Genomic DNA, 17,404 nt, shown 5'->3' with positions numbered 1-17,404 from the left:
TGCTTCCTCTCTCGGGAGTACGGCTTCTTGGGAGTACGGCTTCTTGGGCATACGGTTCGCGCCTTCGGCCGTCGGCCTTTTGTCGGACCCCGCGGCTAGCATCTGCCGCATGCCAATCGAGCTGTCGGCCGACGAGGCCCGTCGCATCATTCTCCGCGCGCAGGGATTCCTCGGGTCGGGAGCGAGACAGGAGGGCGTGCCCGGCATGTTGCGCAGGCTGGGTGCCGTGCAGCTCGACACGATCTCGGTGCTGGCCAGGTCCCACGAGCTGGTCGCCTACGCCAGGCAGTCTCCGGGGCTGTCCCGCCAGACGATCGAGTCCTCGTACTGGAGTGAGCCCGCCACCGCGTTCGAGTACTGGTGCCATGCCGCGTGCATCCTGCCCATCGAGCACTGGCCGCTGTACTCCTTCCGCCGCCGCGACTTCCGCGAGCGCAGGCAGCGCTGGCACGAGGTCCCCGCGAGCGTCGAGCAGCTCCTGCACAAGGTCCGCGACCTCGGCCCCGTCACCACGGGCGACGTCGGCGGCGCCAAGAAGAGCGACTACTGGTGGGACTGGTCGGACGAGAAGATCGCCATCGAGTGGCTCCTCGACATCGGCGAGATCGCCTGCACCAGACGCGCAGGCTGGCGACGCGTCTACGACCTGGCCGAACGCTCGGTCCCCGCCACCCTCCTGGCCGAGGAGCCGTCCGACGAGGAATGCATCACCCACCTCGCCCGCATCGCCGGCCGCGCGCTCGGCGTCGCCACCCGAGCCGACCTCATCGACTTCCTCCGCCTGCGCGGCCGCCACGCCGCCATGCTCGACGAGGCCCTCGCCAGCGGAGCCGCCGGCCTCACCCCCGTCCACGTCGCCGGCTGGCCCGCCGCCCGGCCACCTCGCGCGGCCGGCTCCCGCAGCGGGGGCGCGTCAGTCGCGGCTTCGGCCGGGGTGTCTGGTGTGGGGGGGTCCTCGGTTGGAGGGGCCTCGGCTGGAGAGGCTGGAGTCGGAGGGACTTCGGCCTGGGTGCCTGGCGTGGCAGGGGCCTTGGCCGGGGCGGCTGGGGTCGGCGAGCCCTTGGTCGGGACGGCTGCGGCCGGAGGAGCCGTGGCCGGGGCGGCCGGGACAGACGCGTCGTCCAGCGCCGGCTCGCTTGCGGCTGGTTCCTCCTCTCCAGGACTGGCGCCATCCGCCGCGGAGTCGGCCTCGGCTGATTTCGCCGAACCCGGTGGGCGTGGCGCGGGTCCCCAGGACGCCTCAGGAGCCCCACAGGCCCCTCCCGGGGGTGCGGGTCCGCTTTCCTCCCCTTCGCCCGGCATGGCGCCTCTCGCCAACGCCTGGGCCGATCCTGACGCTCTTGTCGTCGAGCCGCGCGGGCGTCACCGTACGACGCTGTTGTCGCCGTTCGACTCGCTTGTGTGGGATCGGCCTCGGACCGAGCGGGTGTTCGGCTTCAACCACCGCCTTGAGGCGTACGTGCCCAAGGACAAGCGCGTACACGGCTACTTCGCCATGCCGGTCCTGGCCGGAGGCCGCCTGATCGGCCGCGTCGACCCGGCACGCGAAGGCACGACGTTCGTGGCCCGCCACGTGTCCTTCGAATCGCCCCGCGTCCGGGAAGCCGACATCGCCGCCATGCGCGAGGCCCTCCACATCGCGGCCGGCTGGGTCGGCCTCACCGACATCCGCGTCGACCGCGTCACCCCCACCGGCCACACCGACGCCCTCCTCAAGGCACTACCTCTAAACATGTCCGACTTCCGCTAGCCCGACGCCTTCCGACAGGCGTCCGGCTGGGGTACGCGTCGCGCGGGCGTCTGGCCTGGGACTCTCGCAGGCAGGGGTCCACAGGAAGGGCCTCGCCCGGCGACACACGCCGTGGTGACAAGGTGACGTCCGGCATGCCCCGAGCTATGGGCAAGCCGGGTATCAGGGCTGTCTGGAGCCTATGCCCCCTAAATGCCCATACCCCACGCCTGTCCGAAGTGCGCCGAGGGATTCCCCGTACGCCTGGCACGAGCCAGTACCAGGGCATGCGTGCGTGTGGCTGCTCTTCGTCGGCTGCGGTGTCGCGCGCCTCGGTCAGCGCGCCCTCACGCAGCTCGTCCTAGGGAGGGCTTCTTCACAGAAAGCTCCTCCGGGCACGAAAGGCCCCTAAAGCCTCGCCGGGCACGGAAGGCCCCTCGAATACCGGGCTCGCCCGTTTCTCCCGGCATGAGGTTCATCCGCCCGGCACAACAACTACTCCACCCGCCCCGTACGAACACTGCTCAAGCACCCGACACGACACGACACGTGAAGCGTGAGGCGCGATGTGCTCAACGCCTCTCACAACGTAAGCCCACGCTCACAACGCAGGCCCACCCCGCGACAACACCCCCCAGGCACCCGGGAGTCGTCGGTGTCAGGTGATTTCCAGCATGCGCTCTCTGACCGCGTACACGACGGCCTCCATGCGGGAGTGGAGTTGGAGTTTGTCCAGGATGTTGCGGACGTGGTTCTTGACGGTGTTCTCCGAGATGAACAGCTGCTTGGCGATCTCGCGGTTGTTCATGCCCTTGGCGACCAGGCGGAGGACTTCCATCTCGCGTTCGGTCAGGCGGGGGACGGGGAGCTGGGGAGGGCGTTCGGCCTCCTTGCGGCTCATGTTGGCGAACTCGGTGATGAGTTTGGCGGCCATGGCGGGATTGATGAGGGACTGCCCCTCGTGCACGCCTCTGACCGCGTCGGGGACCTCGTCGATCTGGACGTCCTTGAGGAGGTACCCGGTCGCCCCTGCCTTGATGGCCTCGAAGAGGTCTTCCTCCTCGTCGCTCACCGTCAGCATGACGATGCGGGTGCTCGGCACGGACGCCTTGATCGCACGGGTGGCGTCGATGCCGCCCTGACGCGGCATCCGTACGTCCATCAGCACGACGTCGGCCAAGAGGCGGTCGGCGAGTGCGACCGCCTCCTTGCCGTCGCTGGCTTCTCCGACCACCTCGATGTCGGACTCCGCTGCGAGCGCGAGGGCGAGGCTCCGGCGTATCAGCTCGTGGTCGTCCACGATCAGCACGCGGATCGGGTCGCCGCGTCCTGACACGCGGGCCTCGTCGGTCGGGGTCACGTGGCCTCCTTCACGGGCCACATGCGTCGAACGCTCACGTGACCTCCTTCACCAGGCCACGCGTGTCGCACGCTCACGCGACCTCCTTGACCGGTCGCGCCGAACGCGCCGCTCGCTCACTCACGCGGCCTCCTTGACAGGCCACGCGAGCGGGCCGCGTTCCCGAGCTCGCTCGCTCACGTCTCCTCCTCGTGGGGGGCCAGAGCCGTTAGAACCGCAATGATTACACGGGTTTCACGGTCCTAGGGGTAGTCGAGAGGATCTTGCGGGTGCCGATCAGGGCTCGACGAGCCGCAACACGCCGTAGTTGTAGCCGCGCCGGTTGTAGACGACGCTCGGCTGGCCGCTCTCCTTGTCACGGAAGAGGTAGAAGTCATGCCCGACGAGCTCCATCTCCAGGAGTGCCTGGTCGATGGTGATCGGTTCGGCGTTGTGGAATTTCTCCCTGACGACGAGGGGGCCGTCGCCGTCCATCTCGATGGGGATGATGTCGTCGTCACGCTTGTCTTCGGGTAGCTCGACGTCTGCGAAGTCCTCGTCGGATTCGGCCTGTTCGGGGACGATCGTGGCCTTGGCCGGAGGTACGTCGTAGACGTCGGCGAGCGCGGCCGTCAGCTCGGCCACGGAGGGCGGATTGTGGTTGCCGTGGTGTACCTTGCGGCGGTCGGCGATGCGCCTGAGGCGGCCTTCGAGTTTGTCCATGGCGAGGTCGAGGGCGGCGAACCTGTCGTCCGCCGAGGCTTCCGCGCGGACGGCGGGCCCGCGGGAGTGGATGGTCAGCTCGACCCGCTCACGCTGGTCGGCTATGCGTGGATTGCGCTCCTTCGAGACCTCCACGTCGACTCGAATGAGCTTGTTGTCCAGACGCTCGATCCTGGCCAGCTTGGTCGTCACTAGGTCACGGAATCGGTCACTCACTCCGGTGTGCCGACCCTTGACGATGATGTCCATGCAACAGCCCCCCTTCGTCTAACGACTGTGGAAGAGCCCCCGGCGACGTGCCTGCCGGGTGGGGTCCTCTGACTGCCTTTCCGTAACCGGTACCCCCACCTCTCGATACGTAGTCACCGGCAACTCCAAAGGCACCCGCTCGGCCGACCTGGTCTTCGACCCCACATCCGCCTGCTGAGGGGTTCGCGGCGCATTCGCCACTACTGCCCTTCTCTTCTGGCGGAGGCCATCTGGACCTCCGGGAAGGCAGGACTTACTTCTAAGCCGCACCGTGATCGGTCGACAAAGAGTCGCCTTACGTGGACCGTTTTGCCTGCGGCTGGCATCGGCTAGCAGAGCCGGGAAGCCCGGCTCTGCGCAACCACGGACCCGAACGGGTGCCATGCCAGAACGCTATCCGTATCGGGGGCGAATGTCAGCCTGGAGTCCGGCCGAAGGATCACTTTGCGTAGTATCTGACAGCCTGTCGAGCCCGCAGATTAGGGGCTTTGGCGGCCCGACATCCCTTATGCAGGCGCGCCGGAACCTCGACGACCTGGCCGGGTGGCCAGTTTCGGACAGAGAGATGTGGCGGCCGGGTGAGAGGCCAGAGTTGAGGCGTTCTTTACGCTACGTGACCGAAGCTTGTTCGCTCTCTTCGGCGTGTCGCGGCGACGACGGCCGCGAAAGCCACCTCGACTCCCGCCTCCCCCAGCCGCAGCGCCGCCGCCGTGAGCGTGGAACCCGTGGTCACCACGTCGTCCACGAGCACCACAGGAGGGGCTGAGTCGCTGCTCAGCGCCACGAGGGCGGCTCTGGTCACATGGATGCCGCCTCGGACGTTGGCGGCCCTCTGGGTGGCGCTCAGGCCCGCCTGGTCGTGCACACCGCCACCCTGCCTGAGCCCATGACACACGGTTACCTGGCATCCCAGCTTGCGAAGCCGTACGGCAGCCGCCTCTGTCATCCGGGCCACCGCATCGTGCCCCCTGACCCGCGCGGCCCGCCGCGAACTGGGCACAGGCACCAGCACCGCCGCCCTTCCGCCGAGCGCCCCCGCCACTGTGAAAGCCAGCACACTCCCCAACGCCTCCGCCAGCGCCGCACGCCCCCGCTCCTTGGCCGCGAGCACCGCCCGCACCGCCACCCCTTCGTACGGCCCCGCCGACCACACGACGGGCATCCCCGCAGGACACGGCCGAGGCATCCGCACAGCCCGCCTCCCCGCAAGCCCCGCCGTGCACCCCTCGCACAACACCGCGCCGGCCCCGTCACACCCCACACACCGCTGCGGCACCACCAACCCCAGCACCGCCTCCACCCCCAGCCCGAACATCCCCCCAGTGTGCCGCTCCCCACCGACATTCCACGGCCGTTCTCACACGTCAGCCCCAGGCCGGGCCGCGCGAGGGGGACGTAAGGGGAGGAAGCCAGAAAAAGCGAGGGGGCCAGCACGGCTGGCGTTGTGTCGCGGGGCGCGCCTCAGGCGCCAGCCGTCGCTCCCCTCAGCGACGCCCCAACCGCCCCAAGCCCCTCAAAGCCCCAAAAAAGCCCGACGAAGTGACCTACCCCAGCGGAAACGTAGGCGTCCCTGCGCCGTCCTTGACCAAGGTCACCCACTTCTGGTGGGCCTCGTCCCACTCCAGGACCTCGGCGTCCTTCTCGTCGCCGCTCTCGCCTTCGGCACCGGCCAGCACGCGATCGCCCAACGCGGTGATCGACGTGATCCGCTTGTCCGACTGCAGCGTGTCCACCCGGGGATCACCGCTGCGTACGGCCCGTACGGTCTGACCGGACTTCCCCTTCACGAGGATCAGCAGCGTCGAATGGTCTCGCCAGGCGATGTCGAGGATCTTCTCGTTGTCCTCGGTCGTCAGCAGGGTCTGGAAGTGGTCGAGTCTGGTCGCGGCGCTGGTGCCGCCGATGGCGCCCACGCGGACGTGGGTGCCGACCTTGTCGGTGACGACGGCGGCCACGCGCACGCCGTCGCGCGAGATGCGGAAGTTGTCCACGCGGGTGCCGTCGAGGTCGGGCGCGGAGATGCGTTCGACACCGCCCAGCAGGTCGCGGCGCAGGACGTGGGAGGTGGACTCGGCGATCCTGTCGACGGCCCAGAGGGTGCCGTCGCGGTTCCAGGAGGGCGCGGTGAGGTTCTCGCCCATGATCGCCTCCTCCCAGCGGCCGTCACCCTTGATCGGGCTGACGAAGATGTCGCCCTTGGCCGACAGGCTGGCCACCATGGGGATGTCGCCGGGGAAGATCGCGGGGCTGCCGTAGTCGCCGGTCTCCTTGCCGGCGTCGCCCGAGACGGGGGCGCCGCCGCCGTCCTTGACCACCATGTGGACCGCGCCGCGCAGCGTGTAGTACGCCGCCTCCTCGGTCTTCTTGATCCACCGGTCGAAGTAGTCGCTCTGCCCGGCCTTGATCTGCAGCGGGCTGTCGGGACCGAAGAACGGCTCGCCGTTGATCTGCACCTCGATCGTACGGCCCTTGGCCAGGTCACCGAGGGTGCGCTGGAGCTGGGCCTCGATCGCGGCCGACTCGGCGGGGTCGAGCGCCCGGTCGAGGTCTATTATGATCTTGTCGTCGCCGCTTTCGACGCTGGCCCGCAGGCCCTTGGGGAAGGCCGTGCCCACAGCGCCCTGCAGGGCCTCGCTCGGCCCTTGGAGCAGCCGGTTCACGATCGTGGCAGCGGTCTGCTCGGCGGGGTCGTTGCGCAGCCACACCCGGTCGACGACCAGGCCGTCGGGCTTGTCGCCAGGCCGGTTGAGGAAGTGCAGGTCGACGGGGAAGTAGGCACGGCGCACGTCGGCCGAGGTGAGCAGCATGAGGTGCTCGTCGTCGAGCTTGGAGACCCGCCAGTGCCCGCCCTCCTTGACGAGCGAGAACTCCCAGAAGTTCTTCTTGCCGGACGGGACGTACCTGCCGTCGTCGTGGATGGTGGCCAGCTCGGTGCCCTTGAGCACGACCCTGGCCTGGGTGCCGTCCTCGGAGATCACGGGGGCGACGGACTGGGCGTCGTCGACGACGGTCACCGAGTCGCCCGGCGTCCACGCCTTCTTGGCCTCGGCCGTGAGGTACTTGCGCAGGATCTTGTGCTCGGGGTCGTCGAAGCTGGCCATCGCCGACTGCAGCCCGGTGACGACCTGCTCGGGGTTCCAGTCGTCGCGCGGCTCGGTGGCGATCATCCGATGGAACGGCAGGCTGAGCGAGTCGCCCCTGCCCGATTCGCTGACCGCCTCGGGCACACCGGTGATCGGGATGACCGAGCACCCCGCCGACGACCACGCCACGACGAGGACGAACGCGACGGCCCCCACCGCCTTACTCCGCATGGACGGCCCCCTCCCCTGTCGCCGGTGCGAGCACCGGCGTGATGTGCCCTCGCCACGTGCGCCGCATCTCCACCTCCGGTGGGACCAGCGAGAGCGGCGAGCCCTTCAGCTCGGCCCCGGCCACCCTGGGCAGCGAGAGCCTGAACTGCGAGCCGTCCCCAGGCGTCCCCCACGCCTGAAGCCAGCCTCCGTGCAGCTGGGCGTCCTCCTTGGAGATCGCCAGCCCGAGCCCGGTGCCGCCGATCGTGCGCGCCCGCGAGGGGTCGGCACGCCAGAACCGGTCGAAGACCATGGTGTCCTCGCCGGGCTTGAGCCCGACGCCGTGATCGCGTACGGCGACGGCGACGGCGTCCCGGTCGGCGCCGACGGTGACGACGATGTCCTTGCCCTCGCCGTGCTCGATGGCGTTGAACAGCAGGTTGCGCAGGATGCGTTCGACCCTGCGGCTGTCGACCTCGGCCATGCACGGCTCGTTGGGCAGGCGCAGCTCGAAGCGGGTGGCATGCCGTTCGGCCAGCGCCTCGGAGTCGCCGACGGCCCGCAGGACGACGTCGCGCATGTCGGTCGGGTCGACGTCGAGCGTGGCCGCCCCGGCGTCGTAGCGGCTGATCTCCAGCAGGTCGGCGAGCATCGACTCGAAGCGTTCCAACTGGTTCTGCATGAGCTCGGCCGAGCGCGAGGCCATCGGGTCGAAGTCCTCGCGCGCGTCGTAGAGCAGGTCGGCGGCCATGCGCACGGTGGTGAGCGGGGTACGCAGCTCGTGCGAGACGTCGGAGACGAACTGGCGTTGCACCTGCGAGAGCTCTTCGAGCTGGTGGATCTTCAACGCCAGGTTGGCCGCCATCTCGTTGAACGAGGTGGCCAGACGGGCCAGGTCGTCCTCGCCGCGTACCTTGAGCCGTTCGTCCAGCCTGCCCGCCGCCAGCCGTTCGGCGGCCTGCCTGGCCAGCCGTACCGGCGTGACGACCTGGCGGGTGACCAGCGAGGCGATGGCGGCCAGCAGCAGGACGAGGCCGACGCCGACCACGATGACGACCTGTCTGACGTTCGACAGCGTCGCCTCTTCGGCGTCGAGCGGGAAGAAGTGGTAGATCTCGTAGCCGTCGTCGATGAAGGCGCCGGTGACCAGGGCGAGCCTGGGTGCGGACTGCCCGTAGTAGACGACGGGGGCGATGAGCTGCTCGGTGGTGTTGAGCTGGCCCTGTTCGCGTCGGCGCTCCAGCTTGTTGCGCAGGCCGGTCGGGATGCTGGCCTCGACGGCCTCGCCGGAGGCGCGCGACTGGCCGGGCAGGCTCTCGTTGAGGATCAGCACCTCGTAGCGCTTGTCCCAGTCGCCGGAGCCGATGAGGGCGTTCATGGCCTGGTCGATGGGCGTTTCGAGGATCTTGCCCGACTCGACGGTCTTGGGCTCGGCGGGCTGGTCGAGCAGTCCGGCGACGGTGACCCTGTCGGCGACCGCGTCGCTGAAGGCGGCCCTGCGGCTGCCGTCGAGCACGGATTCGGTGATCTGCAGAATGAGGAAGACACCGAGGACCGCGACGACGATCAGCGAGATCACCAGCGTGCTGGTGACGACCTGGAGCTGGAGCGAGCGCCGCCACGTGCGGCGTACCCTGCCCGCCGCACGCCGGGTCCGCCGCCGGACTCCACCAAGAATCTGGCGAAATGTCCGGCGCCGGGGCGGCTTTTTCGAAGAGGAGGGCATGAGGGGAGGGCGAGGTCAGGCTGGTCCGGCTTTGTACCCGACGCCGCGGACCGTCACGACGATCTCGGGGTGCTCGGGGTCCTTCTCGATCTTCGCCCGCAGCCGCTGGACGTGCACGTTGACCAGGCGCGTGTCGGCGGCGTGCCGGTAGCCCCAGACCTGCTCCAGCAGGACCTCACGCGTGAAGACCTGGCGCGGCTTGCGGGCCAGGGCGACCAGCAGGTCGAACTCCAACGGCGTGAGGTTGATGGTCTCGTCCGAACGCTTGACCGAGTGACCCGCGACGTCGATCGTGATGTCGCCGATCTGCAGGATCTCGGGCGTGGGCTCGTCGGTGCGGCGCAGCCGGGCGCGCACCCTGGCGACGAGCTCCTTCGGCTTGAACGGCTTGACGATGTAGTCGTCGGCGCCCGACTCCAGGCCGAGCACCACGTCGATGGTGTCGCTCTTGGCCGTCAGCATGACGATCGGCACGCCGGACTCGGCGCGGATGCGGCGGCAGACGTCGATGCCGTCGGCGCCCGGCAGCATCAGGTCGAGCAGGACGAGATCAGGACGCGTATCGCGGAACGCGTCGAGCGCCTTGTCACCGTCGGAGACGAAGGATGGTTCAAAGCCTTCTCCACGCAACACGATGCCAAGCATCTCGGCGAGAGCGGCGTCGTCGTCGACGACCAGCACGCGACCTTTCATGGCCCCTCATTCGTTCTACGCATTGTGGGAGATTCTGGGCGAACCCGAACGGTCGTTGAAGATTACCCTCGTCCAGCTCATGACCGGGACTCGGAGTAACGATCAGACCACCAAAAGCCGAATTTTAGACTCTGCACGGCCGATCGTTCTTCCAGTCTGCGCTAAGCGACCATGATTCGGCCATCCCCGATCATGATCACCCGTCGTGAAACCGGTCAGGCAAGACGCCTGCTTCCCACAACGACTCGCCCACCATGCCAGGATTGGGATATGTCAGACGGTCACGGTGCCACGCCCGAGACGCCCCCGGGCTGGGCTGCGGAGCAGCCTCCTCCCTTCGGCGCGCAGGGCGGGTCGCCCTGGACCGCGCCAGGTTCGTCCCCCGCGCAACCACCACGGCAACAGCCCACCGCACCCCCAGGGTACGGCGAAGCAGCACCCCCGGGCCAAATGCCGCCCCCGGGCCCACCGGGTGCAGCGCCCTACCCGCCTCCGCCGGGATACGGCCACCAGGGATACGGCTACGCGCCTCCCCCGCTGGTGCTGCGTCCCGGGATCATCCCGCTGCGCCCGCTCGGCCTCGGCGACATCCTCGACGGCACCATCAAACTCGTCCGGTCCAACCCCAAGACCGTGCTCGGGCTCTCGGCCCTGGTGGCCGCGATCGTCTCGATCCCGGTGGCGATCGGCCAGGCGCTGCTCACGCGCGATTTCGGTGCGTTGCTCGACAATCCGTACGGCTCGGACGTCGCCACGCAGAACGAGATGCTCACCACGTACCTGCCCGGCGGCATCTCGTTGCTGCTCACCTTCCTCGCCACGCCGGTGCTGACCGGTGTGCTCACCAGGGTGCTCGGCCGGGCGGTGTTCGGCGGGAAGATCACGCTGGGTGAGGCCTGGACGCTGGTCAAGGGTCGGATGCCGGCCCTGTTCGGGTTCGTCGGGCTGCTGTTCGTGCTGATGCTGGTGCCGTTGCTGCCGCTCGTGCTGATCGTCGTGCTCGTCGCCGGGGTGAGCGACGGGTCGCAGGCATTCGGGCTGATCATCCTGATGCTCCTGCTCCTGCTGCTCTATCTGGCCTATGTGCTGTTCATCAACACGCGTCTGCTGCTGGCCGCGCCCGCCATCGTGCTGGAGGGGCTCGGGCCGATCAGGGCGATGCGGCGCTCGTGGCAGCTGGTCAGCGGCGACTTCTGGCGTGTGCTCGGCATCTACGTGCTGACCTCGCTGATCGCCTCGATGATCAGCTCGATCCTGACCGTGCCCTTCACCATCATCGGCATGGTCATCGGCTTCGTGGGCGGCGGCGGCATCGGCGCGACGATCTTCACAGCGGTCCTGCTCGCGGTGGGCGCCACGCTCGGCGCGATGATCACCTACCCGCTGCAGTCGGGCGTCGCCGGGCTCCTTTACGCCGACAGGCGCATGCGGGCCGAGGCGTTCGACCTCGTCCTGCAGACCGCCGCGCTCGAACAGCAGCGGCAGGGCTGGGTGCACTCCTCCGCCGACGACCTCTGGCACCCGTCGAACGCCGCTCGCCCGTGAACCCGATCGAGCGCGCCGAGGCACAGCGCAGGGCGGCCCAAGAGCTCAGCGGAGCCGAGTACCAGGACGAGTCGCTGATCGACCGGGTCTACCGGATGATCCAGCAGTTCTTCGGCGACCTGCTCGACGGCACCGGCGGCGGGCCCGGCGGCGTGATCGCCGGGATCGTCATCGTGCTGATCGTCGCCGCCCTCGTCGCGCTCGTCCTCTGGCAACTACGCAAGGCCGCCCGTACCAGGGCATCGGCCGCGAGCGGCGAGCTGTTCGGGGAGCGCGCCCGCACCGCCGCCGAGCACCGGGCCGAGGCCGAACGGCTGGCCGGGGCCGAGCAGTGGGCCGAGGCGATCCAGGAACGGTTGCGCGCCGTCGCCAGGGACCTCCAGGAACGCGCCCTGGTCGACGACCTGCCCGGCCGTACCGCCGACGAGCTCGCCGCCGAGGCGGGGACGGCACTGCCCGCGTTCGCCGCCGAACTGGCCACCGCCGCCCGTATCTTCGACGACGTGGCCTACGGTGACGCGCCGGGCACCGCCGAGTCCTACGGCGTGCTGCGCGACCTCGACGAACGGCTGCGCCTGGCCAGGCCGGTCCCGCTCGCCGAAGCCGTGAGCGGCGCGTGAGCATCGCACCCGCCGTGGACGGCGGCTCCAGCCCGACCTCGCCCACAGCGGCCGGGATCTGGCGGCGCAACAGGCTGCTCGTGGTCATCGGGCTGGTCGTGGTGGTCACCGCGGTGATCGGCGTGCTCATCACCGGCGGCGAGGGCTCCGCACGCGCCTACGACCCCGGCGACGCCACCTCCGCCGGATCCAGGGCGCTGGCCGTACTGCTGCGCGAGCAGGGCGTCGCCGTGCAGAGGGTGGCCACGCTAGACCAGGCCGAGCAGCGGATGCGCGAAGGCCGCGCCCTGCTGTACGTGCCCGACACCATGCTGCTCGACGACGACGGCATCCGCAGGCTGAGCGGCATCGCGGGCGACAAGGTCGTCGCCGGGCCCTCGATCTTCGCCAGCATCGCCGAGCACTCCTCGGGCGTGCGCCAGCGCTCGCGCGAACCCGGGTGCGCCCTTCCGGCGGCGAGCGCGGCCGGCAGTGCGTACCTGGGCGGATACGCCTACACCGCCTCCCGTGCCGTCTCCTCCTGCTACCCGACGGGCGACGGCGGCGCGACACTCGTCCGCGCGCTCGACGGCGGCAACACGGTCACGATGATCGGCAGCGCCGACTTCACCACGAACCTGCGCCTGGCCGAGGACGGCAACGCGGCCCTGGCCCTGAACCTGCTGGGCACCGCGCCCAGACTGGTCTGGCTGATGCCCGACCCGCCCGCACCCGGCGACGAGCCGGTCGCCGGGCCCGGCGGCAGGAGCCTGGGCGAACTCCTCCCGCCGAACGTGCCGTGGGCCGTCGTCATGGCGTGTTTCGCCGTGTTCGTGACGGCGCTGTGGCGAGGCAGGCGGCTCGGCCCGGTCGTGACCGAGAAGCTGCCCGTCGTGGTCAGGGCCTCGGAGAGCGTCGAAGGCAGAGGCCGCCTCTACCGGGCGCGCAGGGCGAGGGACAGCGCGGCCAAGGCGCTCAGGGCGGGCACGGTCGAACGCCTCACCCCGAGGCTCGGCCTCACCCCCGAGGCGGGCCCGGCCGAGGTGGTGGCCGCCATCGCCGAACGCACCGGACAGGACTCCCACCGGATCGGCGCCGCACTGTACGGCCCGGCGCCCATGGACGACACGGGGCTCGTCGCCATGGCGGAATACTTGGACTTCGTGGAAAGGCAGGTCACACGGCTGTGAACGTTGAGGAGACGACCAGGGTGGCGCGGGGCGACTCCGCCCGCGAGGCGCTCGGCGCGTTGCGCGCGGAGGTGTCCAAGGCCGTCGTGGGCCAGGACGCCGTCGTGACGGGGCTGGTCATCGCACTGCTCTGCCGGGGGCACGTTCTGCTCGAAGGCGTGCCGGGCGTCGCCAAGACGCTCATGGTGCGCACCCTGTCGGCGGCGCTGGCGCTGGACTTCAAGCGGGTGCAGTTCACGCCCGACCTGATGCCGGGCGACGTGACCGGCTCGCTGGTCTACGACGCCAAGACGGCCGAGTTCGAGTTCCGCGAAGGCCCGGTCTTCACCAACCTGCTGCTCGCCGACGAGATCAACCGCACACCGCCCAAGACCCAGGCCGCGCTGCTCGAGGCCATGGAGGAGCGCCAGGTCAGTGTCGACGGCCTGCCCAGGGCGCTGCCCGACCCCTTCGTCGTGTGCGCGACGCAGAACCCGGTCGAGTACGAAGGCACCTACCAGCTGCCCGAGGCGCAGCTCGACAGGTTCCAGCTCAAGCTGACCGTGCCGCTGCCGCCGCGCGAGCAGGAGATCACCGTGCTCGAACGGCACGCGCTCGGCTTCGACCCGCGCGACCTGTCGCAGATCAAGCCGGTCGCCACCGCCGAAGACCTGGCCGAGGGCCGGGCCGCCGTGGCCCAGGTGCACGTCGCGCCCGAGGTGCTCGGCTACATCGTCGACATCGCCAGGGCCACCCGCAGCTCCCCCGCCCTGCAGCTCGGCGTCTCCCCGCGTGGCGCGACCGCGCTGCTGGCCGCCTCGCGGGCGTGGGCGTGGCTGTCCGGACGGCCCTATGTCACGCCCGACGACGTCAAGGCGCTGGCCAGACCGGCGCTGCGGCACCGCATCCAGCTGCGGCCCGAGGCCGAGCTCGAAGGCGCGACCGCCGACGGCCTGCTCGACGGCATCCTCGCCTCCGTCCCCGTACCCAGGTGACGGCGTGGCGCTGACAGGGCGGGCCGCGCTGGTGGCGGCCGTCGGCGTGGTCGTGGTGTTCCTCGCGCCCGAGCCCGCGCTCGCGGCGCTCGGCGTGGCCCTGCTGCTGGTGGCCGCGGTGCTGGTCGACGTGCTGCTGGCCGGAGCGGTGCGACCGCTCAGGCTGCATCGGGCCGGCGACACGGTCGTGCGGCTCGGCCAGACGGCCACCGTCGAGCTGATCGTGGAGAATCCGGGCTCACGGCGGGTACGCGGGGTGCTGCGTGACGCCTGGGCGCCGTCGGCGGGCGTGACGCCGAGGGTGCGGCGCCTGGACGTGCCTTCGGGCGAGCGGCGCAGGCTCACCTTCACCCTGGCCCCGGTCAGGCGGGGCGACCGTGAGGCCGTGCGCGTCACCGTGCGCTCGCTCGGGCCGCTGGGCCTGGCGGCCAGGCAGGGCGGGCACGACTCGCCGTGGAAGGTCAGGGTGCTGCCGCCGTTCCTGTCGCGCAAGCACCTGCCCTCCAGGCTGGCCAGGCTGCGCGAGCTCGACGGCCAGCACCCGGCGCTGGTCAGGGGGCAGGGCACCGAGTTCGACTCGTTGCGCGAGTACGTCGTCGGCGACGACGTGCGCTCCATCGACTGGCGGGCGAGCGCCAGGCGCAACGACGTCGTGGTCCGCACCTGGCGTCCCGAACGCGACCGGCGCGTGCTCATCGTGCTCGACACCGGCCGCACGTCCGCCGGGCGGGTCGGCGCGGCTCCCGTGCCCCTGGCCGGGGCGAGCGGGCAGCCCTCCGGGCCCGGCCCCGAGCCCGCGCCCGGCTGGCCGCGCCTGGACTGGTCGATGGACGCCGCCCTGCTGCTGGCGGCGCTCGCGGCCAAGGCGGGCGACCAGGTCGACTTCCTCGCCTACGACCGGGCCGTGCGCGCCTGGGTCGCCGGGGCCTCACGCACGGAGTTGCTGTCGGCGCTGGTGAACGTGATGGCGCCGATCGAGGCCGAGCTGATCGAGGCCGACGCCGCCGGTATGGTGGCCGCCGTGCTGTCGCGGGCCAAGCGCCGGTGCCTGGTCGTTCTGCTGACCGACCTCAATGCCGCCGCCATGGAGGAGGGCCTGCTGCCGGTGCTGCCGCAGCTGTCCGCACGCCATCTCGTGCTGGTCGCCGGTGTGTCCGACCCGCTGGTCGCCGCGATGGCGGCGGTCAGGGGAAGCGCCGAAGAGGTCTACGACGCCGCCGCCGCCGAGCACGCGCGCTCGGAGCGCAAGCGCGTCACCGCGAGGCTGCGCAGGCACGGCGTCGAGGTGGTCGACGCGCTGCCCGACGACATCGCGCCCGCCCTGGCCGACGCCTATCTGGCGCTGAAGGCAGCGGGCAGGCTGTAACTCAGGCGGTGGGGGCGAGGTCGGGAGCCCGTTCGATGTCTCCCGTCTCGCCCTGCCTGAGCGCCCTGCGCCCGAAGAAGATCACATAGCCGAGGAACACCGCCTCAGCCAGCACGCCGATGCCGATCCTGGCCCAGGTGGGCAGCGGCGAAGGCGTCACCAGCGCCTCGATCAGGCCCGAGACGAACAGCACCAGGATCAGCCCCAGCGCCACGCTCATGACCGCCCGGCCGCCCTCGGCCAGCACCTCGGTGCGTTTGCGCGTGCCCGGGTCGATCACGCTCCAGCCGAGGCGCATGCCGACGGCCGCCGCGAGGAAGACCGCGGTCAGCTCCAGCAGGCCGTGCGGCGTGATGAGCCCGAAGAACACGTCGAGCTTGTCGCGCGAGGCCATCAGCCCGCCCGAGACGCCGACATTGGCGGCGTTGACCCACAGGATGTAGGGGATCGGCAGGCCGAGGAAGATGGCGTAGGCGATGGACTGCATCGCCACCCAGGCGTTGTTGATCCACACCCGCGATGCGAACGAGCCCGCCGGGTTCTCCGAGTAGTAGTCGGCGAAGTCGTGCTCGACGAGCTGCTTGATCTCGCTCGGCGAGGCGATGGCCGCCTGGACGTCCGGGTTCTTCGCCACCCACGCGCCCACGGCGAACGACACCACCAGGAAGGCCGCCGTCGTGGCCAGCCACCACCACCGCGCCCGGTAGGCGACCACGGGGAAGCTGACGGTGAAGAAGCGCACCAGCTCGCGCCAGGCGGGCGTGTGCGCCCCCGTGACGGCCGACCTGGCCCTGGCCACCAGCGCCGACAGCCGTCCCACCAGGACGGGGTCGGCCGAGCCCGACCTGACGATGGACAGATGCGTCGACACCCGCTGGTACAGGTCGACCAGCTCGTCCACTTCCGCGCCCGACAGCGAGGACTTGCGCCTGATCAGGTGCTCCAGGCGGTCCCAGACCGGGCGGTTCGCGGCGACGAAAGGGTCAATGTCCACGTCGGCCATTCTGGCAGCTTCGCCGCGCGTGAGGTCTCGGCACTAAGCTCCCAGTATGTCCGAGGTGGTTACCGGCGACGCCGTCGTCGTCGAGGTACGGGTGGCCCAGCCGCCGATCCGCGCGGTCGCCCTGTTCATCGACGCCGCCGTGCAGCTCGTCGTGCTGTTCGGCACGATGATGCTGCTCGGCCGGCTGCTGCCGCTCGTCGACACGGCCCTCTACATGGCGCTGTCGATCCTGCTGACCGTGCTCGTGCTCGTGGGCTATCCGGTGATCTTCGAGTCGCTCTCGCGGGGGCGCAGTCTGGGCAAGCTCGCACTCGGGCTCCGCGTGGTCGGCGACGACGGCAGCCCCGAGCGGTTCCGCCAGGCGCTTTTCCGGGGTCTGGCCGGGATGGTGGAGTTCTGGCTGCTGTTCGGCGCTCCGGCGCTCATCTGCTCGCTGGCCAACCAGCAGGGCAAGCGGCTCGGCGACATCTTCGCCGGGACCATCGTGATCTCCGAACGCGGTCCCGCCGGTCGCTCCCAGCCGATCCCCATGCCGCACGCGCTGGCCGGGTGGGCCTCGACGCTGGAGCTGTCGCGCCTGCCCGAGGAGGTGGCCACGGCCGCCCGTCAGTACCTCGCGCGCTGGCACGACCTGTCGCCCGGCGTGCAGCACGAGATGGGCATGCGCGTCGCCACCCAGGTCGCGGCCTACGTCACCCCGCCGCCACCGCCCGGTGTGCCGCCGCACGCCTACCTGGCCGCCGTCCTGGCCGAACGCCGCCACCGCACCGAGGCCCGCCTCGCCGCCACCACCCGGCCCCAGCCGCCGTACTCCCAGCCCGGGTATCCGCCACCCGGGCATCAGCAGCCCGGCTATCCGCCACCCGGATACCAGCAGCCCGGGTACGGCAGGCCCGTGGCGCCGCCTCCTGGGCATCGGGTGCCTCAGGAGGCGCCTCGCACCACTCCGGGCGGGTTCGCGCCTCCCGCCTGAAC

At 70.4% G+C, this 17,404-nt stretch carries 14 protein-coding genes; 7 read left to right on the top strand and 7 right to left on the bottom strand.

The window, feature by feature from the left end:
* Positions 1 to 109 precede the first annotated feature (109 nt).
* Complete coding sequence (locus ACTWNK_RS08710; protein ID WP_474303352.1) at positions 110 to 1,750, top strand: winged helix-turn-helix domain-containing protein; 1,641 nt, start codon at positions 110 to 112, stop codon at positions 1,748 to 1,750.
* A 637-nt stretch (positions 1,751 to 2,387) separates the two neighbouring features.
* On the opposite strand, the gene ACTWNK_RS08705 is transcribed toward ACTWNK_RS08710, so the two are convergent.
* From ACTWNK_RS08705 to mtrA, 6 genes are all read right to left on the bottom strand, one after another.
* The gene (locus ACTWNK_RS08705; protein ID WP_474303351.1) at positions 2,388 to 3,089 is read right to left on the bottom strand and encodes a response regulator; all 702 of its coding nucleotides are present in this window, start codon (positions 3,087 to 3,089) and stop codon (positions 2,388 to 2,390) included.
* 276 nt (positions 3,090 to 3,365) lie between these two features.
* Positions 3,366 to 4,040: a ribosome hibernation-promoting factor, HPF/YfiA family gene (gene hpf / locus ACTWNK_RS08700; RefSeq protein ID WP_474303350.1), complete on the bottom strand. Its 675-nt coding sequence runs from the start codon at positions 4,038 to 4,040 to the stop codon at positions 3,366 to 3,368.
* 604 nt (positions 4,041 to 4,644) lie between these two features.
* Positions 4,645 to 5,202, bottom strand: a complete 558-nt coding sequence (locus ACTWNK_RS08695; RefSeq protein ID WP_474303349.1) for a ComF family protein — start codon at positions 5,200 to 5,202, stop codon at positions 4,645 to 4,647.
* Positions 5,203 to 5,584: 382 nt separating this feature from the next.
* Positions 5,585 to 7,354, bottom strand: a complete 1,770-nt coding sequence (locus tag ACTWNK_RS08690; protein WP_474303348.1) for an LpqB family beta-propeller domain-containing protein — start codon at positions 7,352 to 7,354, stop codon at positions 5,585 to 5,587.
* Positions 7,344 to 9,059 (bottom strand): MtrAB system histidine kinase MtrB, encoded by a 1,716-nt coding sequence (mtrB, locus tag ACTWNK_RS08685; protein WP_474303347.1) that lies wholly within the window; start codon positions 9,057 to 9,059, stop codon positions 7,344 to 7,346. The genes ACTWNK_RS08690 and mtrB overlap by 11 nt, the downstream gene beginning before the upstream one ends.
* 15 nt (positions 9,060 to 9,074) lie before the next feature.
* Entirely contained in the window at positions 9,075 to 9,752 is a 678-nt protein-coding gene (gene mtrA, locus ACTWNK_RS08680; RefSeq protein ID WP_210157292.1) for an MtrAB system response regulator MtrA, read from the bottom strand.
* Between the two features lie 450 nt (positions 9,753 to 10,202).
* Here mtrA and ACTWNK_RS08675 point away from each other — a divergent pair, with 450 nt between their 5' ends.
* The 5 genes from ACTWNK_RS08675 to ACTWNK_RS08655 are packed head-to-tail and all read left to right on the top strand — an operon-like array spanning position 10,203 to position 15,426.
* Entirely contained in the window at positions 10,203 to 11,297 is a 1,095-nt protein-coding gene (locus ACTWNK_RS08675; protein WP_474303346.1) for a DUF7847 domain-containing protein, read from the top strand.
* On the top strand, positions 11,294 to 11,917 hold the full coding sequence (locus ACTWNK_RS08670; protein WP_474303345.1) for a DUF4129 domain-containing protein: 624 nt from the start codon (positions 11,294 to 11,296) through the stop codon (positions 11,915 to 11,917). Before ACTWNK_RS08675 ends, ACTWNK_RS08670 begins: the two co-directional genes overlap by 4 nt.
* A complete protein-coding gene (locus ACTWNK_RS08665) occupies positions 11,914 to 13,086 on the top strand; it encodes a DUF4350 domain-containing protein (protein WP_474303344.1) in 1,173 nt (390 codons plus the stop codon). The genes ACTWNK_RS08670 and ACTWNK_RS08665 overlap by 4 nt, the downstream gene beginning before the upstream one ends.
* Positions 13,083 to 14,060, top strand: coding sequence for an AAA family ATPase (locus tag ACTWNK_RS08660; RefSeq protein WP_474303343.1), 978 nt, complete (start codon positions 13,083 to 13,085; stop codon positions 14,058 to 14,060). Before ACTWNK_RS08665 ends, ACTWNK_RS08660 begins: the two co-directional genes overlap by 4 nt.
* 4 nt (positions 14,061 to 14,064) lie before the next feature.
* Positions 14,065 to 15,426, top strand: coding sequence for a DUF58 domain-containing protein (locus ACTWNK_RS08655; protein ID WP_474303342.1), 1,362 nt, complete (start codon positions 14,065 to 14,067; stop codon positions 15,424 to 15,426).
* Position 15,427: 1 nt separating this feature from the next.
* On the opposite strand, the gene ACTWNK_RS08650 is transcribed toward ACTWNK_RS08655, so the two are convergent.
* Positions 15,428 to 16,420, bottom strand: coding sequence for a stage II sporulation protein M (locus tag ACTWNK_RS08650; RefSeq protein WP_474303341.1), 993 nt, complete (start codon positions 16,418 to 16,420; stop codon positions 15,428 to 15,430).
* Between the two features lie 55 nt (positions 16,421 to 16,475).
* On the opposite strand from ACTWNK_RS08650, the gene ACTWNK_RS08645 reads away from it, so the two are divergent.
* Positions 16,476 to 17,402 carry an RDD family protein gene (locus tag ACTWNK_RS08645; RefSeq protein ID WP_474303340.1) on the top strand — a complete coding sequence of 309 codons (927 nt, stop codon included), beginning with the start codon at positions 16,476 to 16,478 and terminating at the stop codon, positions 17,400 to 17,402.
* The last annotated feature ends 2 nt before the right edge of the window (positions 17,403 to 17,404 follow it).

The sequence above is a fragment of the Nonomuraea sp. IBHARD001 genome (genome assembly GCF_056106265.1).
The sequence above is the reverse complement of the archived record's forward strand: the minus strand, read 5'-3'. Positions and strand labels throughout refer to the sequence as shown.